Source organism: Caballeronia mineralivorans PML1(12) (assembly GCF_001028175.1).
Classification (GTDB): domain Bacteria; phylum Pseudomonadota; class Gammaproteobacteria; order Burkholderiales; family Burkholderiaceae; genus Caballeronia; species Caballeronia mineralivorans.
In genome coordinates, this window is record NZ_AEJF01000143.1 from 132219 (window position 1) to 154998 (window position 22780).

The 22780-nt window shown below is 59.4% G+C and carries 23 protein-coding genes; 12 read left to right on the plus strand and 11 right to left on the minus strand.

Annotated features, from left to right (window positions below):
- Positions 1–98: 98 nt before the first annotated feature.
- Complete coding sequence (locus tag EOS_RS23930) at positions 99–920, plus strand: MipA/OmpV family protein (protein ID WP_053064023.1); 822 nt, start codon at positions 99–101, stop codon at positions 918–920.
- 27 nt (positions 921–947) lie between these two features.
- Here EOS_RS23930 and EOS_RS23935 read toward each other — a convergent pair whose 3' ends face one another.
- The 4 genes from EOS_RS23935 to EOS_RS23950 all read right to left on the minus strand — a co-directional run bounded on the left by EOS_RS23935 (position 948) and on the right by EOS_RS23950 (position 6062).
- Positions 948–1532 (minus strand): histidine phosphatase family protein, encoded by a 585-nt coding sequence (locus EOS_RS23935; RefSeq protein WP_047849191.1) that lies wholly within the window; start codon positions 1530–1532, stop codon positions 948–950.
- 108 nt (positions 1533–1640) lie between these two features.
- Entirely contained in the window at positions 1641–3227 is a 1587-nt protein-coding gene (locus EOS_RS23940; RefSeq protein ID WP_047849192.1) for a Na+/H+ antiporter, read from the minus strand.
- A 206-nt stretch (positions 3228–3433) separates the two neighbouring features.
- Positions 3434–4987, minus strand: a complete 1554-nt coding sequence (locus EOS_RS23945) for a DUF2235 domain-containing protein (protein ID WP_047849193.1) — start codon at positions 4985–4987, stop codon at positions 3434–3436.
- Between the two features lie 88 nt (positions 4988–5075).
- On the minus strand, positions 5076–6062 hold the full coding sequence (locus tag EOS_RS23950; protein WP_047849194.1) for an alpha/beta hydrolase family protein: 987 nt from the start codon (positions 6060–6062) through the stop codon (positions 5076–5078).
- 391 nt (positions 6063–6453) lie between these two features.
- On the opposite strand from EOS_RS23950, the gene EOS_RS23955 reads away from it, so the two are divergent.
- Positions 6454–7113, plus strand: a complete 660-nt coding sequence (locus tag EOS_RS23955) for a methyltransferase family protein (RefSeq protein WP_047849195.1) — start codon at positions 6454–6456, stop codon at positions 7111–7113.
- 5 nt (positions 7114–7118) lie between these two features.
- Here the strand turns inward: EOS_RS23955 and EOS_RS23960 are convergent, their stop codons facing one another.
- Together EOS_RS23960 and EOS_RS23965 are read right to left on the minus strand one after the other, a co-directional pair.
- Complete coding sequence (locus EOS_RS23960) at positions 7119–8000, minus strand: HpcH/HpaI aldolase/citrate lyase family protein (RefSeq protein ID WP_047849196.1); 882 nt, start codon at positions 7998–8000, stop codon at positions 7119–7121.
- Between the two features lie 26 nt (positions 8001–8026).
- Positions 8027–8836 carry a transporter substrate-binding domain-containing protein gene (locus EOS_RS23965; RefSeq protein WP_047849197.1) on the minus strand — a complete coding sequence of 270 codons (810 nt, stop codon included), beginning with the start codon at positions 8834–8836 and terminating at the stop codon, positions 8027–8029.
- A gap of 159 nt (positions 8837–8995) precedes the next feature.
- Here EOS_RS23965 and EOS_RS23970 point away from each other — a divergent pair, with 159 nt between their 5' ends.
- A complete protein-coding gene (locus EOS_RS23970) occupies positions 8996–9946 on the plus strand; it encodes a LysR family transcriptional regulator (RefSeq protein WP_047849198.1) in 951 nt (316 codons plus the stop codon).
- A 31-nt stretch (positions 9947–9977) separates the two neighbouring features.
- Here EOS_RS23970 and EOS_RS23975 read toward each other — a convergent pair whose 3' ends face one another.
- Entirely contained in the window at positions 9978–10904 is a 927-nt protein-coding gene (locus tag EOS_RS23975) for a 2-hydroxyacid dehydrogenase (RefSeq protein ID WP_047849199.1), read from the minus strand.
- Positions 10905–10963: 59 nt separating this feature from the next.
- Positions 10964–11749 (minus strand): class II aldolase/adducin family protein, encoded by a 786-nt coding sequence (locus EOS_RS23980; protein WP_047849305.1) that lies wholly within the window; start codon positions 11747–11749, stop codon positions 10964–10966.
- A 298-nt stretch (positions 11750–12047) separates the two neighbouring features.
- On the opposite strand from EOS_RS23980, the gene EOS_RS23985 reads away from it, so the two are divergent.
- Together EOS_RS23985 and EOS_RS23990 are read left to right on the plus strand one after the other, a co-directional pair.
- On the plus strand, positions 12048–13367 hold the full coding sequence (locus EOS_RS23985) for an MFS transporter (protein ID WP_047849200.1): 1320 nt from the start codon (positions 12048–12050) through the stop codon (positions 13365–13367).
- Positions 13368–13601: 234 nt separating this feature from the next.
- Entirely contained in the window at positions 13602–13823 is a 222-nt protein-coding gene (locus EOS_RS23990; protein WP_047849201.1) for a hypothetical protein, read from the plus strand.
- A gap of 32 nt (positions 13824–13855) precedes the next feature.
- Here EOS_RS23990 and EOS_RS23995 read toward each other — a convergent pair whose 3' ends face one another.
- On the minus strand, positions 13856–14428 hold the full coding sequence (locus EOS_RS23995) for a TetR/AcrR family transcriptional regulator (protein WP_047849202.1): 573 nt from the start codon (positions 14426–14428) through the stop codon (positions 13856–13858).
- 144 nt (positions 14429–14572) lie between these two features.
- Between EOS_RS23995 and EOS_RS24000 the strand changes: the two genes are divergently transcribed.
- The gene (locus EOS_RS24000) at positions 14573–15349 is read left to right on the plus strand and encodes an SDR family NAD(P)-dependent oxidoreductase (protein ID WP_047849203.1); all 777 of its coding nucleotides are present in this window, start codon (positions 14573–14575) and stop codon (positions 15347–15349) included.
- Between the two features lie 71 nt (positions 15350–15420).
- Here EOS_RS24000 and andR read toward each other — a convergent pair whose 3' ends face one another.
- Positions 15421–16389 (minus strand): anthranilate 1,2-dioxygenase regulatory protein AndR, encoded by a 969-nt coding sequence (gene andR, locus EOS_RS24005; protein WP_047849204.1) that lies wholly within the window; start codon positions 16387–16389, stop codon positions 15421–15423.
- Between the two features lie 270 nt (positions 16390–16659).
- Here andR and andAc point away from each other — a divergent pair, with 270 nt between their 5' ends.
- From andAc to EOS_RS24035, 6 genes are all read left to right on the plus strand, one after another.
- On the plus strand, positions 16660–17901 hold the full coding sequence (gene andAc, locus EOS_RS24010) for an anthranilate 1,2-dioxygenase large subunit AndAc (RefSeq protein WP_047849205.1): 1242 nt from the start codon (positions 16660–16662) through the stop codon (positions 17899–17901).
- Between the two features lie 21 nt (positions 17902–17922).
- On the plus strand, positions 17923–18396 hold the full coding sequence (andAd, locus tag EOS_RS24015) for an anthranilate 1,2-dioxygenase small subunit AndAd (protein ID WP_407639177.1): 474 nt from the start codon (positions 17923–17925) through the stop codon (positions 18394–18396).
- An 11-nt stretch (positions 18397–18407) separates the two neighbouring features.
- Complete coding sequence (andAb, locus tag EOS_RS24020) at positions 18408–18731, plus strand: anthranilate 1,2-dioxygenase ferredoxin subunit AndAb (protein ID WP_235442941.1); 324 nt, start codon at positions 18408–18410, stop codon at positions 18729–18731.
- Entirely contained in the window at positions 18721–19944 is a 1224-nt protein-coding gene (andAa, locus tag EOS_RS24025; protein WP_047849306.1) for an anthranilate 1,2-dioxygenase system ferredoxin--NAD(+) reductase, read from the plus strand. The genes andAb and andAa overlap by 11 nt, the downstream gene beginning before the upstream one ends.
- 181 nt (positions 19945–20125) lie before the next feature.
- Complete coding sequence (locus EOS_RS24030; RefSeq protein ID WP_047849208.1) at positions 20126–21376, plus strand: NAD(P)/FAD-dependent oxidoreductase; 1251 nt, start codon at positions 20126–20128, stop codon at positions 21374–21376.
- Between the two features lie 91 nt (positions 21377–21467).
- Positions 21468–22076: a histidine phosphatase family protein gene (locus EOS_RS24035; RefSeq protein WP_047849209.1), complete on the plus strand. Its 609-nt coding sequence runs from the start codon at positions 21468–21470 to the stop codon at positions 22074–22076.
- A gap of 15 nt (positions 22077–22091) precedes the next feature.
- Here the strand turns inward: EOS_RS24035 and EOS_RS24040 are convergent, their stop codons facing one another.
- A complete protein-coding gene (locus EOS_RS24040) occupies positions 22092–22775 on the minus strand; it encodes an SDR family NAD(P)-dependent oxidoreductase (protein ID WP_047849210.1) in 684 nt (227 codons plus the stop codon).
- Positions 22776–22780: the final 5 nt, after the last annotated feature.

A 22780-nucleotide genomic window follows, 5' to 3' on the forward strand; every position in this document is an offset into this window, starting at 1 on the left:
ACGCGGCCCAGGTCAGAACGCGTTTTATGTTCAAGTCGGCAGCGCCTGGCGCTAAGACTTTAGCCGCATCAAGGCACTTGCATTCCACGGGCTGGCCAATGAAAAACCACTCGAATCGAGCAAGCCTGCATGTCGTCTTGTTTGCAACGTGCTTCGTGATCGCTCAAGGAAGCCGGGCAGCGTCTGTCGATCTTCCCGGTGTGCTGCCTAGCATGGCGGGTGGGGGTGTAGGGTCTACGACGGACTATGCTGGCGCCAGGGACCGCTTTGTTGGCGCGGTCCCCGGGGTGCGGTATGTGACCGATGGAGGACGGCTGTTCGAGCTGTATGGACCGTATGCCCAGTTCGATTTTGGCGGGCTCACGGGGCTGCAATACGGTCCGGCCGTAGCGCTCCGTCTGGGAAGAAACAACGTTGATGACCCGGTCGTTTCTCAGATCCACGAAGTACATACTACCGTGGAGGTAGGCGGGTTCGTGGGCTACGAGTGCGATAATCAAGGAGCGGTCCCGTACCGCTTGCGGGGCTCCGTGACAGTCATGACCAACGCGGGCATCGTTTATACGGGGGCACGGGTGTCAGTGAACGGCAGCCTCTGGTTTCCGTTGCGTCAACAAGTCTTCGTGGGCGCCGGGGTTGGCGCGAGTTGGGTGAGCCAGGGATTCAATCAGGCGTATTACGGCGTAACGGAGCAGGACTCCGCACGTAGCGGCCTGCCTGCTTTCAGCCCTTCCGGCGGACTTGAGCAGATGACCGGCTGGCTTGCTGCGATTTACCAGTTCGACAAACATTGGTTCGGCGGAGCGCTGGTCTACTACCAGCGTCTGTCAGGCTCAGCGGCTGATAGCCCAATCGTCACCCAGCACGGTAACCGGAATCAGATCACCTATGGGGTGGGAGTCGCGTATGCGTTCAAGTGACCTGCCAGGTCACTTGAACGCGGGCGGTTAAAACCATCCTTCAACGATTTCGCAATTGGATGGCATCCCCACGCATCGAGCGGCGTCATCTACATCGATTTCGTTCAGGATGACTCGTACTGCCTGAAGCGGCCAGCCGTGCGTAACGACAAGCACGGTTTCCGGGCTGCTCAGCTTCAGGTCGGCGATCAGCGATTGAACGCGCGCGAGCAATCCCATGAACGGTTCTCCGTCCGCGGTAGCGGTAGTAGCCGGCGCATGAGCGATGAATCGCTGAAATTCGTCACCCGACTTCTCTTCGAATGCGGTACCGACCCGGTTTTCGTTGGCTAGCCGATTAACGACTTGGGGCACCTTCAGTACCTCGTTGGCTAACCATGCGGTCTGGCGCGCGCGCAGAAATTCCGAGGTTACGATGAGCTCGATTTTTTCATCTTGAAGGCGCTCGCCTAAGGCCCTGCCTTGAGCCTCTCCCTTCTCCGTCAGATAAAAGCTGGTGCGAGGATTGCTGTTGCAAACACCACGGACGTTACACGGATATTCACCGTGCCGCGCGAAGATGATGCGCTTGGACGCGGTGCTAGGTTCGGACAACCAGTTTTTTTCGGACATGGTGTGAGAAGGTACGGGGACTTTGATCCAATTGTATCAATCCGAAATTCGTCTGCAGGTGATGTAACCAGAACTTAGCTCGTGCGCAAGGCTGAGTGCGAGTGAAGATCAACCACGCGCATGCCGCGCGGACACTTCTTGCAGGTCCAGGTCGTGCTCGAGGACATGAAGCATCTCGTCATGAATTGCCCCCGAACGGTGCATACGGAGCAACTCCCCGCGTCCAGCGGCGATGGCAGCCAGGACGACATCGTAATGACTGACACGTTCTTCATGTGGAAAGTCCGTCCGCTCTCTGTACGCTTTGGTGATTGTCGCCCGGTAACTGTATTGTTCGAGAAGCCGCGGGTGAATCACCTTCCCATCAGTGTCACGTACGAGCGGCTCAATAGCGGCCAGTTGAGCCGCCTCGAGTCTTGCCCATGCTTGTGGTTCCGTCAGATGTTGGGCGCCGGTATCCGAACTGCGGTCGGGATTGATCCATTCAATCAAAAGGCCAATGGTCGCTCCTTGCAGCAGCACGGTCACAAGGATGACGGCAAACGACGCGACAAGGATTAAATCCCGCCCGGGCAGCGCCTCTGGAAGCGACAGTGCAATCGCGAGCGTGACTACGCCGCGCATGCCCGCCCAACTCATTATGGTTGCCGTGCGCCAATCCAGAATGGCATTCCCGCGACCGGCTATGTGGCGCCATGACGTGTTGAGCAATTCGGTAGCGAAGACCCATACGAAGCGTGATAGAACCACCGCACCAAGCACAGCCGCCACGGCTGGTGCCAGTGTGGAAAGTGCATCATCGGCGCCGCCTGACCGGGCGATGACACCTCGGAGAGATAGCCCGATCAATATGAATACGAGCGCTTCGAGAAGAAAGACAATGACTTGCCAGAATGCCGTGCCGCGCATGCGAACGGTAGCGCTCAAGACTTCATGTTGATACCAGCCCAATGTCAGACCGGCCGTCACCGTCGCGATTACACCGGAGACGCCGAGCATTTCGCCAACAATGTAGCTCACCCATGCCGTCAGTACGCTGGTGGTGATGATGAGATAGTCGTCAGCAAGGCAGCGGACGATTTGCACGATCAAATAACCTGCGATGCCACCGACCACCACGCCTCCCAGGCCGAGGATGGCAAAGCTCGCGGCAGCATGCCCGATGCTAAACGTTCCGGTGAGCGCCGCCGCAACGGCGAAGCGAACCAGCACGAGGCCGGCCGCATCGTTGAGCAAGCTTTCTCCCTCTAGAAGGACCATCAGTTTGCGTGGCAGCGCGAGGCGTTCGAGCACGGCCTTGGCAGCAACGGCATCGGGTGGCGACACGATGGCACCGAGGGCAAAGCAGACAGCCCACGGCAGGCCGGGGACAACAAGATGAGTGACCACCCCGACTGCGAGTGTTGTGAATGCAACGGCACCGATGGCGAGTAGCAGGATGCCACCGAGATTGCGCTTGAGCTCTTCCCACACTGAGAAGTAGGCACCGTCCATGAGAAGCGGCGGCAGGAACACGACAATCACCAGGTCCGGGTCCAGGTGGACAGGGGGAAGACCCGGCACGAATGCCATGGCAATCCCACCCACCAGCAGCGCGGCAGCCGGTGGCAACCGGAGACGCTTGGCTAGCAACTGCAAACCGATCATGACGATTAGCGAGAGCAGGACGAGTTTGAATGCGGAGACAGAGGACATGGATTTACCTACGGAGCGTCGATTAAGCCAAGCTTACTAGAGCAGCGAGTCGTTAGAAATTCAGGTGTATCGAACCGGTCATCGTTACTTGAGACATGGCTTGTGTGTCGGTTTCCCAAGTTGCAGTGAGTGTTCTAAACACTCTCCCGGACTATGAATCCATGGGCGCATTATCATGGACCGAGTCGAGAGCGCTATCCCTTGCTTTAGGGTTGGCTAGCCCCTGTTCCACTCGGCGAAGCAGGCGGAGTAGTCACCTCGGCATCCGAGCCGCTCTCCTCGGACGTTTCCGTGCACGGACCTTCGTTGAGCGCACAGATCTTCACTCGAATGCTTCCCTGGTTTTTCGAGTAGGCCCATCGTGCATCGTTGGCGAAGCAATATAAATATCCCGACGTTGGTGCTGTGATGGTTGTACCCATCCCGATTCGAAAGTAGCGAGGCTCAGGAGGGGTGCCTCCTATGGTTGGCTGCGCCGGATAGGCGATGGCGCCGCATAGTTCGAACCAGTTCGCCTCGGTAACGCGCTTGAAGCGAGTGAGGAATCGCTGGACAAAGTTGCCCCTTGTCCCTTCTGCGCCGCAAGCACGACGCCAGTCAAGCCACGACTGTCCTTCCATCACTTGAAACTGGTAGCTAACGCCCTCTTGCATGAAGATGCCGGTCCAGTTCCACAAGGGGTTCGCAAAGATGCGTACCTCCAGGTCGTTCACCGGGTCAACATGTGGCCGGTAGGGAGCTTGAGCAATGGGCGGGTTGGCCTGTCTCGCTAACGCCAGGGTTGATATCGATTCCGACCCGCGACGAGAATCCTGCTTCAGGCATGGAAAAGAACGCGGCCGAAAACCAACCCTTCGATAGAAACTGGTGAGGGAGTTGTGCAGGACCCCGTGCATTGCGGCAGATAACACCTGGTCCGCTTTCGGCAACTGCTCGAGCATCTGCGACCGGAACGTGGCTCCGCACAATTGCACCTCGGATAACATCCACTGGAGCGTCGCGTTTGAGAGTTCTGTTTCTTTGTAGCCACCGCCTACGTCGGCATGCACGCCGGGAAACCAGACCTGGGAAACCCGTGCGTCGTCGGTCCCATCCTCCGGCGTCCAGAGCGTTGGAAAGAAATTGTTTCTTTGTTCGTCGATAGCCAGAGCCTGAACTGCACGCTCGACTTCAGGAGCCAGGGTCGTGTCGTGGAACTGGTATTGGTTCTTGAGGAAGCCAAACGGGTTCAGTGCTTCTGGAATGCCTAGCGCGCCGACTGTCTCCCATACGCCGAGGAAGCGGATGCGGGGAGGTTCTCCATGCATGGCACGGAAATTCGCTTGCCGTTGTGCGTTCACTTCTATTTTCGGATCGAGCCGATAAAGCGTCCAGGCTTGTCTGACCAACGACCAGTCGGCGCCGCGCGGAAGCCCGCAGTGATGCAACATACCCACAAGGCTGCGCGCGGTGAAGGCTCCCCTGGAAAATCCGACAATATAAATTTCTGAATCGGCTTCGCAATGGTCGGATAGCCACTTATAGGCGGTCCGGATGTCGCGTGACAGTCCCACACCAAGCGCGCCATCTATCAGCCGCCGGAGCCGGCTTTCGTTTGCACCTACGCCCGCATGGTAATACTTGAGCTGTTCTCCGCCATCGCCGTTGATGTCGCTCACCGCGTTGAAGAATCGCACAACGTTCGTCGGAACCGGCACGCCCTGGAATTCGTCGCTATCTGAATTCCAGGTCCCATCACAGCAGACGAATAGCCGTTTCATTTATCGACTTCCTTGTAGCGATGAGTTATGCCGCTCTGCTAAACCATGTCCTGAGGTCGCGATTCCGGGTCCGCCCGCAGTCGCTTCACTACAAATGTGCGTGCAGGAATGCCGATATCTCGCTCTCCATCTTGCGATGAACGGATGCCCGATCAACTCCCGTTGCATCTTTGCAGATGAGCTGAGCTTGGTCCGCGATCGCATCCGGGCATGGATCGACAAACACGAAATGGCTTCCCGGTACCACGACTTGCTGAGGCGGGTTGGGTAACCCGGCCGCGACCGCCAAGGCGTTATGTTGAGCATTCAGGTAAGCGTCATCGTCGGGGCGATACAGAAGCGTCGGAATGCGCACCGATGCCAAGCCGGCAGCATCGAACATCACTGCTAGCGGGTCCATCAGGACAAGCGCTTTCAGGCGAGGCTCGGCGGGTGGCTGCCAGGCGATCAGATCGACTGGCGGACTAGCGTCGCCTGCTGCGTGCCGGGCGCATGACGCCACGTCGTCGTGTGACCGGCAATAGGTGTCCGCGTAGGCGAAATTGGGCCGTGCGCCCGCGAGAATGAGCGCGGTATATCCACCTGCCGAGTACCCGATCATGCCAATGCGCGCCGTATCGGCGTGTTGGGCGAATCTCGGATCCGCCAATGCTGCGTCGAGCGCTTCTTTCGCCTGGCGGGGCCGATCCTCGAGGATCTGGCTGGGCGTCGTAGCTTCCGGGTGACCCGATGCATCGCCGATGTGAGTAGGAAGGATCACGATGAAGCCGTCGCGGGCCAGGCGAGTAGCCAGGTCACGGTGACTGAAAGGAGCACCACGGTGACCGTGCGATATCAGGACAACGGGAAAACGCTGACCCTCCGCGACGGGTGCGTTGAGGCTGGCGGCTATAGGGAAAGGCCCGGCTTTCCAGGCGACTTCCTGTGTATCGGACGGATAGAAGATGACCGTATCGAATGGCGCAGTCGCGTCTGGGACGGTGAGACGAGCGACACCCGCGTGATAGGACTGGGGTGCTGCCGAGGCAGTGAACACCGACCCGATCAAGATGAGCGCGAGGATAAACAGGCGCATGGCAGACGGCCTCTTTTTATATCGTCGGGAGCCGCGCGTGCTTCGGTCGGGCAGGCACTCAGCGGTTGCGTAGCGTTTTCCGGATATTCTCGACTTCGTTCCGAGAGGGACGAAGCGAAAAATAGCATATTGGGAATGCCTTTAGAGAATCTGATATCCGTGGCCTGGAGAAATACGTGTTGGCCCCTTGTAAGTAAGCGATAACCCTTGCGTTATTCGCGCCTCACACGCCGCTGGCAAGATACGTGTGGGTGGTCGCGTTGCAAAGAGCAGTTGAGTAGGTTCCGCGCTTAGCCCGACACCGACGCTTTGGCAGAACAGGGGGGACGCAAAACACTCAATCGATTAGCGTCCTACACTATAAAGGAGCGTTCATCCAAGCGAGGAACCCATGACGCCTTCGCCCAAACTCGTGTTCATTACCATAACTGGGACCGTTGTTTATCTTGGACTCGCGGTTCTTGGCTGGGGTGGCTTTGCTGCTTTCTTCTCCCATCCCGCGCTGACCGTCGTCGCTATTGCAACGCTGGTTATGTCGGTCGTTGCGAGCTTCAGTAGCGGCAACCTGAGCTCCGGTGAACGTGAGGACCGTGACAACCGCTGGGTCATCGCCGCCTTAGCCGTGATAGGGCTGCTGGAAGCGTATCTGCCGGCCTACACGGATCGAAAGGGATTCTGGACCCTCGACGGCGATAGCGTCCGCTGGATTGGCGTCGTGTTGTTCATCTTCGGTGGCGCGCTGCGGATATTGCCAGTCTTCATACTCGGCCACCGGTTCAGCGGGCTGGTCGCCATCCAGCCCGGCCATACGCTCGTCACGACCGGCACCTATGGCGTCATCCGCCACCCCAGCTATCTTGGTTTGCTCGTCAATGCGCTGGGGTGGGCCTTCGCCTTTCGGTCCGGGGTCGGCGTGCTACTTACGGTGCTCACGATTCCGCCGCTCATTGCGCGCATAAACTCGGAGGAAGCGCTGCTGCATGCGCAGTTCGGCGCCGAATACGATGCATACCGCGCCCGTACGTCGCGATTGATTCCGGGGGTGTACTAAGAAGCTTAGAGATCGCCCTGAAAAGCCTCGTAGCGCGCGAGCAGACGTTTGGCGTTATTGCGGTCGGGCGCGTCGATCCACGCGCTTGTATCGGCATACGGCCCTTGCGTGTCATAAGCAGCCAGTGTCGCTCGCGCGCTCGCCGCAGCGTCGCTCGACGGCGTCAAAGCGCGATTGACCGCGTCCACGTGTTCGACAAACACCACGCACTTCGATGTAAATCCTAGTTGGGCCGCCAGATCCAACTCTGCGGCAAGCACGCCAGTGGATCGATAAGTACAAGGCAGGTCGATCGCTACGCAATCAGCGGCAATGCATTCGATGAGAAACCGGCTGCGTGCATAGAGCAGTTCCCGGCCCTCAGGCGTGCGGCGTGCGCCTAGATTCGCTGCGAGATCTTCTACGGCGAGCATGCAGCATCGAATGCGCGGACTCACGTTCAATAACGCGTTGAGAGCGACCAGACCCTTTGCGGATTCGATAGTCGGAACAATCTCCGTCGTCCCATGCCCGATCCCGTGGATGCGTTCGAACTCGCTGAGCGCCGCATCCAGCGCGACGAGTTGATCCGTCGTCTCGGTGTGGGGCAGGAAGACCGCATGCGGGGCGCCGGGCATGATGCCTTCAAGGTCGGCCTGGCCATCGTTTTCCAGCTTGTTGATGCGTACGGCGCCGATCAATCCGAGCCGTTCGGTCTCACGCAGCATTGCGACGATCCGCTCTCGTGCCATGGGCCGATCTTCAGGCGCGGTCATTTCCTCGAGATCGGCAACAATGGCGTCCGCGCCGCTTGCGAGTGCGGTTGTGTGGCTGCTGGCATCGGCGCCGGGAACGAAAAGCCATGCGCGCCGCAACGCGGGTGCTAGAAAAGGGCGTGGGGTTTTCATGTCGGTTTTCTCATGGCCTGAGCGCATCAGAATGAGGATGCGGGAACAGATGCGCCAAGCCACTTCTTCTCGATCTGGTCGATGGAGCCATCTTTGCGGGCGTCGTCGAGTGCGGTATTCAATTCGTCTCTTAGCGGCCCTTCGCCCTTGTTCACGGCAATGTGCATCGGCGAGTCGAGCAGACGGATTTTTTGGTCGATCGATGTTTGCGGATGCATCGCGCGAACGCGTGCAGCCACGTCTCCGCCTAACGAGATCAGTTGAGTCTGACCCGCGAGATACGCGGAAATTGCGCCACTTTGATCGTCGAAGCGCTTGATCGTCGTATTGACTGGCGCGACTTTCGTGAGGCTGATGTCTTCGTTGGTCCCGCCCGCAGTCGCAACCGACTTGCCGCCCAGGTCGGCCGCCTGCTTGATCTCTACGGTCTTGGGACCGAACACGGCGATGTAGTAGGGCGCATAGGCCTGCGTGAAATCGAGGACCTTATCGCGCGCCGGCGTTTGTCCGACTGACATCAGCAGATCGACCTTGTGATCGGCGAGATACGCCAGCCGGTTAGTGCCGGTCACAGGTACGAGCTCTGCGCGCGCGCCGAGTTTTTTCGCAAGCACTGCAGCCAGGTCCACGTCGATGCCACGTGGCTTCATGTCCGCGCCGATCGATCCGAATGGCGGGTAATCCTGGAACACACCGATTTTCACCACCTTGTTTTGCTTGATGTCGCCGAGCGAATCGGCTTGGGCGGAGGGGAGGGCGCCAAGCGCCGCGGATGAGATAAGCAGCGCCAATGCCATGCAACGTGCAACGGAGGAGGGCAGGCTAAACGCTTTCATGATGAAGTCCTTGTCAATGTCGGAGCGTGGAGTGGAAGTGCTGGTCTTAAGCCATAGCTTTATCGGGAATACAAAATGATTAGTCTAATTTCTAATATTTATTTTAAGTATAATTTTCATGGATGATGGAGCAGCCGAATGCAACAGCCGAGGTTAGCAATGAGCAATGAACGGTCCGATACCTACTTGAATGATCGGCTCGACTGGAATCTACTGCGGACATTTCTCGCCATAGCGCGGGAGCGCAGCGTGAGTCGTGCGGCTACGCGGCTGCATTTGACGCAGCCTGCAGTGAGTCAGGCGCTGCGTCGCCTTGAGGATCAGCTTGGCATGCGGTTGGTCGATCGCCATGGGCCGCGCATAGAAGTGACGCAGGCGGGCATTGAAGTGCAACAGATCGCCGAAGATGTGTACGGCACGATCTCGCGGCTTTCGCTGGCCAAGGTCGACGGCGATCACGACATCTCCGGTGTCGTCCGGCTGAATACTGTGAGCGGCATTGATTTCCCCGCTTATGACAGTTTCCTTGCCGAATTCCATCGCGACTATCCGCGCATTGAGCTCGAGAGCCAGGAGATGCGCAGCGCCGACGTGGTCAGCAGTTTGCAGCAGAAGGCTGCAACGCTCGGGCTTACACCGCGCCGGACCTTGCCCAAGAAGGTCGAGAGCCGCGTGTTCCTGCGGCAGCGTTATGCGCTTTTTTGCGGGCGTCATCATCCGTTGTTCGGGCGCACGGACCTGCGCACCTCGGATCTTGTCAGCGAGAAATTCGTGTCTTTCACGGGCGACAAGGTAGGCGATCACATGTCGCCGCTTACGTTCTTTCGTGACGAGATGGGTTTCACCGAACGTGTGATCGGATCGTCGTCGAGCATGTGGGAAGTGAAGCGGTTCATATTCGCCGGATTCGGGATTGGTTGTCTCCCGGAGCACGTGGTCCGCGAGGACATCGTGCAGGGGCGTTTTCAGCGCTTACCGCCGGATGAGGGCGTGGCCGATCTGGACGTGCATCTTCTCTGGTCGATCGACCGGAAGTTCAGTGCCGCCGAGACCGCCTTTCTGGATGCGTTGCACGGGTTTATCGACAGGGAGACCGGTGCGGTGGTTTAGAGGGGTTTCGGCAGAACCCCGAGCACCGGCTCTAATACCCTTGTGCCACATCAACCACGTTATGCAAAGCCTCACCCTTCACCAAGCGCCTGACGTTTTCCGCTACCTGTAGCCCGATCGTATCCGGGCTCGCGACCGACGCCATATGCGGGGTCACGATCATGTTCTTCGCCCGCCAGAACGAATCCCCTCGCGGTAGCGGCTCATTTGGAAAAACATCGACAATGGCGCCGCTAATCCGCTCCTCATTCAACGCGCTGAGCAGATCCCCCGGTACCAGATGTTCCCCTCGTCCCACGTGAATCAGCTTCGCGCCGGGACGCAATGCATCGAACGTGCGCGCATTCAGGATGCCGCGCGTTTCATCCGTCAGCGGTAACAGGCACACAAGAATCTCGGTGCCTTGCAGGAAGGGTTCAAGCCCTTGCGACCCTTCAAATGTTTCGATGCCCGCAAGGTCTCTCGCCCGGCGTGCCCACCCTCGTACAGCGAAACCACGCCGATGAAGGTCGGTCGCCACGCGGCTGCCAATCTCGCCAAGCCCCATCACGCCCACCGAACACGTGGACGGATCTCGCTGCTCGGGACGAAACCAGTTCTCGTCACGCTGGTTCGATATGACGCGATCAAGTTGCCGATGAAAATGCAATACGCCCCATGTAACGAACTCGCTCATGCCGCGAGCATGCCGCGGATCGACAACGCGGCACACGGGCACGCCCGGCAGGCTGGGATCGGTCAGTATGTTGTCGACGCCGGCAGCAATGCTGTGCACAAGACGCAGCTTCGGCAGCGCCGCAATGGCGCCAACCGGTGGATTCCAGCAGACGGCCACTTCAGCGTCGGCTGCGTCCTCGCGGCCATGCAGCGTGACTTCAAGTTCAGGCGCCGCGCGAAGAATGGCCGGTGCAAGGTGCGACAGGTCGAAGTCGCGGCTAATGAGTACTAGTTTGGTCATTGATCGGGTCGATGGCAGGTCTTGCATACGCAGGCGTCATGCAGATGCAGTGGCAAGAGTCAGCAACGGTAGTCGGATGCGGGATCGGCAATCAGGCGCAACGCGGCACGCCACGCCATGTCCATGATCTCCGTGGATTCTTCGCGGTTGAACTGGCTAGCGGTTAGTTCGCATACTTCTGCTGACGGAATACGCAGCTTTGTGCCGCCGGCAAGCGCCTGAATTTGTGCCTGACAAGCGCGTTCGAGAAAGTATATTTCATGGAATGCCTCGGCAACCGTCGCCCCCGCAGCGAGCAGGCCGTGGTTGCGCAGGATCATTGCCTTGTTGGGACCGAGATCGCGTACCAGACGCTCACGCTCGCCAAGATTCAACGCAATGCCCTCATAGTCGTGGTAGCCGAGCTTGCCGTAGAACTTGAGCGCATGCTGACTGATCGGCAACAGGCCATGCTCTTGCACCGATACAGCCGTGCCAGCTGCCGTATGAGTGTGAACGACAAAACCAAGGTCTTCGCGTGCCATGTGAATGGCCGAATGAATCGTGAAGCCGGCCGCATTCACGCGAAAGCGTTCGGGCTCGGCGGCGGCGCGTTCATCGATGACTTGGCCCAGGTGATCGATCTTGACCAGATCCGAAGCGCGCATCTCGTGGAACAAAACACCGTAGCGATTAATCAGGAACGTCGGCGTGGCGCCGGGCAAACGCGCCGTGATGTGCGTGTCGATCATGTCCGTCATGCGGAAATGGGCAGTGAGCCGGTACAGCGCTGCGAGGTCCGAGCGGACCTGCCATTCGTCGGTGTCGAACATGGCCGGGTCCGCAATGGGAAGCGGGTTTTGCATTGCTTGCATGCTTGAGATCTCTCAGGTTCGTGCTCAGTGATGGGGCGTAGTGTTCGTCGAACGGAAAGCATTCGTCAAATTCCCTGTCCTTATCCTCATCATCAATTCAGCTGATGCTTGCATATGTCATCGCTGCCGCCTGAGCCACAACGCCGTTGCGGAAGTATTAGCTCCGCTGATACTGACAATGCAAAAACGCGATTGTACGAACGATTTTTGACGCTCGATAAGTCAGTATCCCCTCTCGCTCGCCGGACATGGAACGGCGTGCGAGCTATTTTCGAGAAAGGCAAAGATCATGAAGGCAGCGGCCCCCGGCAGGCAACCCGTCCGCGCAGCGTTTGCGGCTTTTATCGGCACGACCGTCGAGTTCTACGACTTCTACACCTACGCTACGGCCGCCGCGCTCGTGCTGGGCGACGTGTTCTTCCCGAGCAGCAATCATTTCATCAGCACGCTCGCTTCGTTCGGCACGTTCGCGGTCGGCTTCATTGCGCGCCCTCTGAGCGGCGCTGTCTTCGGACACCTGGGGGACAAGCTCGGCCGCAAGAAAATGCTGTTGCTGACCATGTTCCTGATGGGCGTGGCGACGACCGGCATCGGCTTGCTGCCGTCCTATGCAACCGCCGGCATCTGGGCGCCGGTCATGCTGATCGTGCTGCGCATCGTGCAGGGTATCGCCGTTGGCGGTGAATGGGGCGGCGCCGTGCTGATGTCGAGCGAACACGCTCCGGAAGGGCGCAAGACCTTCTTCGCATCGTTCCCGCAAATGGGCAGTCCCGCGGGCCTGATCCTTTCCCTGATTTCTTTCCGGCTGGTAACGTCGCTTAATCACGACGATTTCATCTCCTGGGGTTGGCGCTTGCCGTTCCTCGCGAGCTTCGTGCTGCTCGCAGCCGGTCTTGTGATTCGCTCCGGTGTCAATGAATCGCCCGAGTTCGAGGAGATGAAGGGCTCGGACGAAATGGTGCAATCGCCCGTGAAGGAAGTGCTCAAGTCGCATTGGGTGCCGATCCTTTTTGCAGCCGCTGCAACGACTATCGGTTCTGCGGGATTCTTCTTCACCAACACGTTCATGATTTCGTACGTGACGGTTTATCTGCATATGTCGAAGTCGCTGATCCTCGACTGCCTGTTTGTCGTCACCGTTATTCAGCTTCTCTCGCAGCCAGTCTCGGCGATGCTGGCCGAGCGCTTCGGCGACGCCCGTTTCCTCACCGCCGCCGCGTTGCTCTCGATGCTCACGCCGTATCCCATGTTCCTGCTCGTCAATACAGGAAATCCGGTGGCGATCGTTGCCGGTATTGCGTTTTCGGTGGTCGTATTGTCGGCTATCTATGCGGTTATCGCGGGTTTCATGACCTATGCCTTTCCCAGGCATCTGCGCTATTCCGGCATCTCGATTGCGTACCAGCTCTGCGCGACGATTGCCGGAGGCACGACACCTATAATCGGGACGATGATCGCGCAGCGTTTCCAGGGTCAATGGGTGCCGCTTGCACTTTTCTTTACGATCCTGTCGGCGGTGTCCCTGATTGGAATTCGGGGTCTGGCGCGTCTTCAGCATGGACGCCGCGAGAGCGATTTGCTGCAAGCGGAATCCCTTGGGACGCTATGAGCGCAAGTGACTGGACGTTGGTGACCCGTTGAAAGCCTTAAGCCATCTTCGGTTGACGGGGCAATTGCAACGGGAAGTTTCCGCGAGCAGGGTTTAGGCAGCGCGAGGGCGCGCACGCATTGCGAGAATGTAACCGTGTAACGTCGTGAAAAATGGCTGTAGCGCAAATGCCGATTTGGCTCTCTAGGATGCATGACACGCAAACCGTTGCGGCATTCATGCAAGGAGATTCTCATGCTCAGCCCTCACGAGTTATCGACACTGCTTCTGATCCAGCACTCACCGTCACAGGTGGAACCACGCTGTTCTGACGTGGCGAGTCTCGAACACGAGCACCTCGTGCGGATTGAGGCGAGCACGAATGGTCAGGCCATGCCGCGCCTGACCTCGCAAGGCTCCGAGTTATTGCAACAGTTGCACCGGTTCTGCACGCGTCAGTTCGCCGATTACCGGTAACCGATCACCGATCACGACAGCAGCCCGGTTCGCTACTGACCAGCGCCGTCCTGCGTCATCACGAGTGCATGTGCGGCAGCGAGAATCGACTGCGCCAGTTCGCGATCATCCACTGCGCGCGCCAGCGTGATCGCACCCACGATAGTGGCCACTACCCCCAGCCCCACCGTTTCGCTGCCGCTACCCGCCGCTTGCGTCAACTGATCTGCAAGCTGCCGCAAGTGCGTGGTGTAAAGCGCCTTTACGTCCGCAGTCGAATGCGCTGTATCGCCGGCGAGCGAGCATAGCGCACATCCCGTGCCCGGATTCTCCGCGTGAGCATGATGCAGATAGGCATCGGCGATCGCTTGAAACCATGTCTCGGACTGCCCAGCCGCGCGTGCCATCACGCGTTTCTCACCTTGCGTCAAGGCCTGTTCGAGCGCGGCGACGATCAACGCATCGCGCGACGGAAAATGGCCATAGAACGCCCCATGCGTCAGCCCCGCGCTGCGCATGCAGTCGGCCACACCCAACGCCTCGAGGCCGTGTTCGCGAATCTGCCGTGCCGCCGTGTCCAGCACACGTTGCCTGCTCTCGGCCTTCTGCGCCTGTGAGTAACCCATCCAACCCTCGCTTGACAATCTGCATGATGAGGATAATACTGAAAATGTGGATTATGTTCAACATTCAGATGAAGAGCGTGGTCGATACACCCGATGCATCTTTTCAGCCGCGGTCGCGCGGTACCCAACACAGGAGAATCACTCATGCGTTTCACAGACAAGACTGCTCTGATTACGGGCGGCAATAGCGGTATCGGTTTTGCCACAGCGAGGTTGTTGATTGCTGAAGGCGCCCGCGTGGCTATCACAGGGCGGGATCGCGCGAAGCTCGACGCAGCGGTGTCAGAGCTTGGCGCAAATGCGCTCGCGATTCACGCGGATCTCGACGACCCTGCTGCAATCGATTCGATGATCAAGCAAGTGAGCGATGCCTTCGGTTCGCTCGATATCGTGTTTGCCAACGCGGGAGTTTCAGGGCCGACGCCGCTGGGCGGCACCACAGCCGCGGCGTTCGAAGCAATTCTTCGCACCAACCTTACGGCGGTCTTTCTCACGGTCCAGGCGGCGCTGCCGCTGATGTCGGCGGGGGGATCGATAGTGCTCAACGGTTCGGTCATGCGTGAGCTCGGCAGTGCGGGATCGGCTGCGTATTCGGCATCCAAGGCCGGTGTCACCGGCATGGCGAAAGTGTTTGCCACCGAGCTTGTGCAACGGGGTATTCGCGTGAACACGGTGATACCCGGTGCAACACGCACGCCGATCTGGACGCGTGGCGCACGCGCGGGCGCGACGCTCGACGGCACGGAAGAAAGGTTGTCGCCGACTATTCCGATGGGACGCCTCGCTGCCGCTGAAGAAGTCGCCGAGGCGGTGGCGTTCCTTGCGTCGAAGGGTGCATCCGGGATTACGGCGGCCGAAATTGTTGTCGATGGCGGGACCATCGGTGCACCGTGGGGCGCTCCAGCGCTTCGCAGAGGCTAAGACCGCTCCTTGCTCCGGCGTGGCGCGCGCAAGGGCGTGGCCGCGCTGTATGACGGGCACAGCAGGCGCGCCTAGCGTTCCCGCAATGTTTCCGATGGCGACTCGCCGAACATCGCCTTGTAGACCATCGCGAAACGCCCGAGATGCGCAAATCCGCAATCGAGCGCAATTTCAGAGACACGCACATCCGATGGCGCCGCGCGCAGTGCATCGCGCGCGCGTTCCAGGCGCAGTTGCCGCACATATTGCATCGGGCTCACGCCGCGAAATTGCTGGAAGCCGTCGCGCAACGTGCGAGCCGGGACGCCGGCGGCGCCGGCAATATCGAGTAACTCCAGCGGCTCGCTGCAATGCGCTTCGATGAACGCTTCCGCGCGCTTCACAAAGCCGGGCGACACCGGCGAACGCTTCGACGCGAAGCCCGTATCCATGCCGTTGTCCACGTGACCCGTGGCGAACAGATCGATCAGCAAACTTTCCAGTTGCGTCGCCACGTGCGGGTTGCTGCGCGCACACGCGAGCAATTCGGGTGAACTCGCCACCAGTTGCAATTGTTGCATCCAGCCGCGTAAATGCGAGCCACCCACCGGCACGAGCGAGGCAAAATGCGGCATGCCTTGACCCGCTTGCGCGTTCAGCGCGACGGGATCGATACGCAGCACGAACTGCTCGCAGCCGGGCGACAGCAGTGCGTCGAAAGGCTGCCCCGGCGCACATAAAACGCCTTGGTCACGGTTCACGAGCATGGAACGTCCCATCGTGCGGACTTCGGCGTTGCCAGTCACGCAAAACATCAGCAGGTAATAACCGTCCACCGCCTTGACGTCTACGCGCATGGCGTCGCCGAACGCGATCGTGCCGAGACCCAGGCCGCCGAGCTTCACGAAATCCATGTGCGAACGGCCGCGGCCCGAGCCCATGGGCACGAGCGCATGCGGCTGCATCACGCGCGAGATCAGTTCGCGGGTTTCATCGAGGTCGGTCGATTCGAATAATCGATAGCCCCGCAACGCGTCAGCACGAAAGGTGGCTGGAGACATGGACGGTTCCGTTCGGTGAAAACAATCACGACGATAGTAAGCCAACCTGGCCGCTACACCGTAGGCGGTCGTAGCACAACGCCGGGTGAAAAGCTGCCGGAAATGGATAACGGAGCCTGCGCGCAGCCGTTATCGGATAGACCCGCTATTTTGGCGCTCCAAAAATCGCTTCACACCCAATCCCCCACAAAAGGAGAGATCGCCGTGGAAACGAACGCGATAAACGCCCTGGACGCACAGGATGGAAGGGCTGAATTCCCCCTTCGTCCGATGAACCCGCTTGACTCCGATGCGGTAACTTTTCCCCATGACGACGGCTCGCGCGTGCCGTACAAGGTCTTCAGCTCGCAGGCGGTGTACGAGCGCGAGCAGGAGCGGATCTATCGCGGACCGACCTGGAATTTCTTGGCGCTGGAAGCCGAGATTCCGAATCCGGGCGATTTCAAAAGCACCTTTGTCGGCGATACACCCGTGGTCGTCACGCGCAACGACGATGGCTCGCTGGCGGCGTGGGTCAACCGCTGCGCGCATCGCGGCGCGTCTGTGTGCAGGAAGTCTCGTGGCAATGCAAGCTCGCATACGTGCGTGTATCACCAGTGGAGTTTCGACAAAAGCGGCAACCTCCTGGGCGTCCCGTTTCGCCGGGGACAAAAAGGCATGACCGGCATGCCCGCCGATTTCGATCCGAAAAATCACAGCCTGAGAAAGCTTCGCGTGGAGAGTTATCGCGGCCTGGTGTTCGCGACCTTCAGCGAAACGGTCGGTCCCTTGCCGGACTATCTGGGTGCGGAAATGCGGCCCTGGATTGATCGTATCTTTCATAAACCGATTGAATATCTCGGCTGCACGCGCCAGTTTTCAAAGTCGAACTGGAAGCTTTATTTCGAGAACGTGAAGGATCCGTATCACGCGAGCATGCTGCATCTGTTCCATACGACATTCAACATCTTTCGTGTGGGCATGAAGGCACGTTCAATACCCGACGCAACGCACGGACTGCACAGCATCATCACCGTGACGAAGACGGGCGAGGACACATCGGCTGCGTACAAGCAGCAGAACATTCGTTCCTTCGACGAAGGTTTCGCGCTGGAAGACGATTCCATCCTCGGCCTGATTTCCGAATACGAAGAAGACACGACCAATCATATCCAGCCGATCTTCCCGCAACTCGTGATCCAGCAGATTCACAACACGCTGGTCGCGCGGCAGTTGCTGCCCAAAGGACCCAACAGCTTCGAGCTGATTTTCCACTTCTTCGGCTATACCGACGACACCCCCGAGATGCGCGAGTTGCGCATCAAGCAGGCGAATCTGGTCGGGCCGGCAGGCTATATATCGATGGAAGACACGGAAGCAACCGAGCTGGTTCAGCGCGGCACGATCCGCGACGCAGGCGCCACGTCGGTGATCGAGATGTCGCGTGGTAATCCAGACCAGCAGGATACGGTCATCACCGAAAGCCTGATCCGAAAATTCTGGGTGGGCTACCAGAAGCTGATGGGTTATTGAACGATGGAGACGGTGAACATCATGGACGATATGACGCTGTGGTTCCAACTGCACGTGCTGCAGGACCAGTACATCAACACGCTGGACAACGATCGCCTGGAAGCATGGCCGACGCTCTTCACGGAGGATTGTCTCTACGAGATCGTGCCGAAGGAAAACGCCGACATGGGCCTGCCCATCGGCATCATCTACTGCAATAACCAGAAGATGCTGCGTGACCGTGTGGTGTCGTTGCGCAACGCCAATATCTTCGAGGAACACAGTTACCGGCACATGACGTCGGGGCTCTGCGTGGTGGCGGAGAAAGACGGTGTGATCGAGACGGAAAGCAATTATGTAGTGATCCAGACGCGCACGAACGGTGAGTCGAATGTGTATCAGGCGGGTAAGTACTACGACAAGGTGGTGCGTACCGACGCTGGTTTGCGTTACCAGTCGAAGCGCGTGATCTACGACACTTCGCGCGTGCAGACACTGCTCGCCACACCGATCTGATGGAGGCCACAATGAACCAATCGGCTCACGCGTGGCATCCGGTAGGCGCGCTTGATGACTTCGAAGAAGGTGAACCGGTCGCGGTCGTTGCGGGCAATAAACCCATAGCGGTTTTCCGTCTGGGCGACGATGTATTCGCGCTGCACGATCTCTGCACGCATGGTCACGCGCGTCTTTCAGAGGGTTTCGTAGAGGACGGTTGTGTCGAATGTCCTTTGCATCAGGGGCTCGTGGACATTCGTACGGGCGCGCCGCAGTGTGCGCCCATTGTGGAAGCGGTCCGCACCTATCCGGTTCGCATCAACGAGGGCAGCGTCGAGATCTATGTTGAATGACGCGTATGTGATCGTTGGCGCGGGACATGCCGCGCGACGTGCAGCCGAAACGCTTCGGCAGAAGGCGCCGGAGGGTCGCATCCTGATGATCGGCGAGGAGGCGGAACTGCCTTACGACCGGCCGGTGTTATCGAAGGATGCGTTGCTTGGGGCCGAAGGTGAGCAACGCGCTTTTATCCACGACGCAAGCTGGTACGCGGAGCAGCGTATCGAGATGCGGCTCGGCGTTCGAGTAGCGGCGATCGATCGTGCGGAGCAGTGCGTGCATCTCAGCGATGGTGTGCGGATCGGTTATCACCGTTTACTGATTGCGACCGGATCGCGTGTGCGCCGTTTTAGCGGACCGGTCGATGAGGGCGTGAAGCTGCATTACGTTCGTACCGTAGCCGATGCCCGTGGGCTGCGCGAAGCGCTTGTACCGGGCGCTAGAGTCGCGGTGCTGGGAGGTGGGTTTATCGGGCTGGAGGTGGCAGCGTCGGCGGTATCGCGTGGCTGCAAGGTTACCGTGATCGAACCGGCAAGCCGCTTGTTACAGCGGTCCATGCCGCCCGAGGTCGCTTCGTTCATGCTCGGTTTGCATCGGCAGCACGGCGTGGATATGCAACTCGAGACCGCGCCGGTAGCGATAAACAAAACGGCCGAAGGCGGCGCGCTGATCAAAACCGATCGCGGCAACGTGGCTGCGGACGTGGTGGTGATCGGCATAGGCGTACTGCCTAACGTGGAGCTTGCCGTATCCGCGGGATTGATCGTCGATAACGGCATTGTGGTGGATGAACACTGCCGTACCACCGATCCGCTGATCTTCGCGGCGGGCGAGGTGACGAATCATTTCAATGCGCTACTCGGCCGGCATGTGCGCGTGGAGTCGTGGCAAGTCGCTGAGAATCAGCCTGCCATAGCGGCCGCGAACATGCTGGGCCACGAGGAACGTTATGCCGAGATGCCGTGGCTTTGGTCTGATCAATACGACTGCAATCTGCAGACACTGGGCGTTTTTGCGGCGCATCAGTCGATAGTTACGCGGGGCGATCCGGAAGGGGACGCGTTCTGCATGCTGGGGCTGGGCGCGGACAACAGGCTCGAGGCCGCGGTGACGGTAAATTGCGGCCGGGAAGTCGCAGTGTGCCGGCGGTTGATGGCCGCAGGCAAGGTACTGGACCACGCTGATCTCGCTGACCCGAACACACCGCTTAAGGGGTTGCTCAAATAGCGGTTCGTTTCGGCTGAGTGAGCGGGTTCGCGCTGAAGTGAAAGCTTATTGTTAAAGCTTAAGGAGCGCGCGCGTATGATCTACGTCTGGAAGTTTCTGGAGCGGTGAAGGGCAAGTGGCGGATCGCTATCCACTACCCACCTGCCGCGAACAAACTGGACGTAGAGGAGAGATTCAACGCATGAAGTTTGACACTGTCGTGGTGGGCGCGGGCATTGTGGGTGTTTCGATTGCTATTCATCTGCAGAAGCGTGGCCGCTCCGTCGCGCTCGTGGACCGTAAGCTTCCGGGTCTGGAAACCTCGTTCGGCAACGCAGGGCTGCTGCAGCGCGAGGGCGTCTATCCCTACGCGCTCCCCCGCGACATTGGCACGCTGATGCACTACGCCCGCAACGTGTCGATCGATGTTCATTACCACCGCGATGCACTGCCCGGACTTGCGCCGTTCCTCTGGGCATATTGGCGCAATTCGGAGCCTGCGCGCCATGCCGCCATCGCGCGTCAGTACGCCACCCTGATCGAACATTGCGTGACCGAGCACGAGATCCTCGCGCAGGAAGCGGGTGTCGAAGCGTTGCTGCGGCCAACGGGTTGGATCAAGGTTTTTCACACCGCGGCCGCTCAGGACGAAGAGTTGCGCGACGCCGAGCGGTGGCATCGTGAGTTCGGGGTGCACTACAACGCACTCGATCCGGTGAAGTTGCAAATAGCCGAGCCGCATCTCGACCGCTCGCTCGTGGGCGGCCTGCATTACACGGACGCGGTGTCGGTCACTGATCCGGGCGCGCTGGTCGCGGGCTACGCGGCGTACTTCGAGCGTTTGGGCGGACGCTTCCTGATGGGCGACGCGACATCGCTTGAAGCAGAGGGCGATGGCTGGCGCGTCATGACGCAAGACGGTCCGGTGAGCGCGTCGTCGGCGGTGATCGCGTTGGGGCCGTGGGCTAAAGACGTTACCTCGGCGCTGGGTTACCGGTTGCCGCTTGCGGTCAAGCGCGGTTACCACATGCACTACGCACCGCAACCCGGGACGGTGTTGAATCATCCGGTGCTGGATGTGGATAACGGCTTCCTGCTCGCACCCATGGCACGAGGCATTCGACTGACAACGGGCGTCGAACTGGCGGATCGCGATGCGCCGAAGACCCCTGTGCAACTGATGCGTGCCGAGCCCGTGGCACGTTCGCTGTTCCCGCTAGGCGAGCGGGTAGATGACGAGCCGTGGATGGGCAGGCGCCCGTGTACGCCCGACATGATGCCGATTATCGGCCCCGCGCCGCGTCACAAGACGATGTGGTTTGCGTTCGGACATGCGCATCACGGGTTGACGCTCGGCGCGGTGACCGGGCGGCTTATCGCCGCCATGATGACGGGGGAAGAACCGCTCGTCGATGTCACGCCATTCAGGGCCGACCGGTTTGACGCGGGTTGAAGGCGGGTTGAATGCGTGCTCTGAAAATTTGTCGATAGAGCCGTAGAATCGGTCAGGCGCAATCGTCCCCACCCTCATCCTGCCAACGCCAATGAACACTACTGCTACCGAGAACCACGCGAACCAACCCGAGATCTGGCTGATCCGTCATGGTGAAACCGAATGGAGCCTATCCGGCCAGCACACGGGCCGCACTGACATTCCGCTGACAGACCACGGCCGTGCACAAGCCCGAACGCTTCGGCCCGTGCTCGCGGCCCAGCCTTTCGATCTGGTGCTGCGCAGTCCGATGAGCCGTGCCCGCGATACCTGCGCCGAAGCGGGTCTCGGTGGTCAGGCAGAAGAAGAGCCGCGCCTGAGCGAATGGGACTACGGTATCTACGAAGGCCGCAAAACGAAGGACATTCGCGCAGAAGATCCCGACTGGTCGGTGTGGACTTCGCCGATACCGCAAGGCGAGAGCGTCGAAGAAATTCAGGCGCGGGCAGAGTCCCTGATCCAGCGGCTGCTTGCCACGAACGGGCGCATCGCGCTGTTTTCGCACGCGCATTTCCTGCGTGTGCTCGGTGGCTGCTGGATGGCGGACTCAGCAGTGCTGGGGGCGCATTTGCTACTCGATACCGCGTCAGTCAGCGTGCTTGGTTTCGATCGGGAAACAAGGGCGCTCAAGCAGTGGAACGTGTGTTATCCACAGTCGTAGAGCGGGGTGTAGAGGCTAGAACAAATCCTCGTGCCGGTAATTCACCAGGATCTCCGCGACGCTCGCCGTATTCGGCATCGCGATGGTGTTCGCTATCAGCAAGGCCAGGTCCTCAGGCTGTGTTAGCGCCTGAGGTTCGAGGCCGGCTATCCCTGCTGCCATGTCCGTGTTCACGAAGCCGGGACAGATCGCGGTCGCGCGAATGCCGTCGTCCCAGCCGGCTCGCCGCACAGCATGATTCAACGCGATCACCGCATGCTTGGACATTTGATAACCTGCGTTCAGGTTCTTCACCCGTTTTCCCGATAACGACGCAATCTGCACAACGCGCGCATCGCCGGGTTTGCGCAGGTGCGGCAACGCCGCCTGGATCAGACGGAAGGGCGCCTTCACGTTGATATCGAGTGTCTCTTCCAGCAGTTCGTCGGTGCCTTCCTCGAGCGTGATGTGCGTGCAGACTCCCGCGTTGCTGATCAAGACATCGATACCGCCAAAATGCTCGACGGTCGCATCGACCCAGCGGCGTCCGCTTAGCGGATCGCGCGCTTCATAAGCGAACGTGAAAGCATCGAATGGAATCTGCGCCGACGAAGGATCACGCATCCCCAGCGACAACCGATAACCACGCCTGTGCAATTCCGTCGCCACTGCGAGGCCGATGCCGCGATTCGCGCCGGAGATCATCGCTACCTTGTTCACTATCG

Bases quoted from the DNA above. Each gene is read 5' to 3' on its own strand.
- EOS_RS23930 (WP_053064023.1), top strand. From the start codon at position 99: ATGAAAAACCACTCGAATCGAGCAAGCCTGCATGTCGTCTTGTTTGCA.
- EOS_RS23935 (WP_047849191.1), bottom strand. From the start codon at position 1,532: ATGTCCGAAAAAAACTGGTTGTCCGAACCTAGCACCGCGTCCAAGCGC.
- EOS_RS23940 (WP_047849192.1), bottom strand. From the start codon at position 3,227: ATGTCCTCTGTCTCCGCATTCAAACTCGTCCTGCTCTCGCTAATCGTC.
- EOS_RS23945 (WP_047849193.1), bottom strand. From the start codon at position 4,987: ATGAAACGGCTATTCGTCTGCTGTGATGGGACCTGGAATTCAGATAGC.
- EOS_RS23950 (WP_047849194.1), bottom strand. From the start codon at position 6,062: ATGCGCCTGTTTATCCTCGCGCTCATCTTGATCGGGTCGGTGTTCACT.
- EOS_RS23955 (WP_047849195.1), top strand. From the start codon at position 6,454: ATGACGCCTTCGCCCAAACTCGTGTTCATTACCATAACTGGGACCGTT.
- EOS_RS23960 (WP_047849196.1), bottom strand. From the start codon at position 8,000: ATGAAAACCCCACGCCCTTTTCTAGCACCCGCGTTGCGGCGCGCATGG.
- EOS_RS23965 (WP_047849197.1), bottom strand. From the start codon at position 8,836: ATGAAAGCGTTTAGCCTGCCCTCCTCCGTTGCACGTTGCATGGCATTG.
- EOS_RS23970 (WP_047849198.1), top strand. From the start codon at position 8,996: ATGAGCAATGAACGGTCCGATACCTACTTGAATGATCGGCTCGACTGG.
- EOS_RS23975 (WP_047849199.1), bottom strand. From the start codon at position 10,904: ATGACCAAACTAGTACTCATTAGCCGCGACTTCGACCTGTCGCACCTT.
- EOS_RS23980 (WP_047849305.1), bottom strand. From the start codon at position 11,749: ATGCAAAACCCGCTTCCCATTGCGGACCCGGCCATGTTCGACACCGAC.
- EOS_RS23985 (WP_047849200.1), top strand. From the start codon at position 12,048: ATGAAGGCAGCGGCCCCCGGCAGGCAACCCGTCCGCGCAGCGTTTGCG.
- EOS_RS23990 (WP_047849201.1), top strand. From the start codon at position 13,602: ATGCTCAGCCCTCACGAGTTATCGACACTGCTTCTGATCCAGCACTCA.
- EOS_RS23995 (WP_047849202.1), bottom strand. From the start codon at position 14,428: ATGGGTTACTCACAGGCGCAGAAGGCCGAGAGCAGGCAACGTGTGCTG.
- EOS_RS24000 (WP_047849203.1), top strand. From the start codon at position 14,573: ATGCGTTTCACAGACAAGACTGCTCTGATTACGGGCGGCAATAGCGGT.
- andR (WP_047849204.1), bottom strand. From the start codon at position 16,389: ATGTCTCCAGCCACCTTTCGTGCTGACGCGTTGCGGGGCTATCGATTA.
- andAc (WP_047849205.1), top strand. From the start codon at position 16,660: ATGAACCCGCTTGACTCCGATGCGGTAACTTTTCCCCATGACGACGGC.
- andAd (WP_407639177.1), top strand. From the start codon at position 17,923: ATGGACGATATGACGCTGTGGTTCCAACTGCACGTGCTGCAGGACCAG.
- andAb (WP_235442941.1), top strand. From the start codon at position 18,408: ATGAACCAATCGGCTCACGCGTGGCATCCGGTAGGCGCGCTTGATGAC.
- andAa (WP_047849306.1), top strand. From the start codon at position 18,721: ATGTTGAATGACGCGTATGTGATCGTTGGCGCGGGACATGCCGCGCGA.
- EOS_RS24030 (WP_047849208.1), top strand. From the start codon at position 20,126: ATGAAGTTTGACACTGTCGTGGTGGGCGCGGGCATTGTGGGTGTTTCG.
- EOS_RS24035 (WP_047849209.1), top strand. From the start codon at position 21,468: ATGAACACTACTGCTACCGAGAACCACGCGAACCAACCCGAGATCTGG.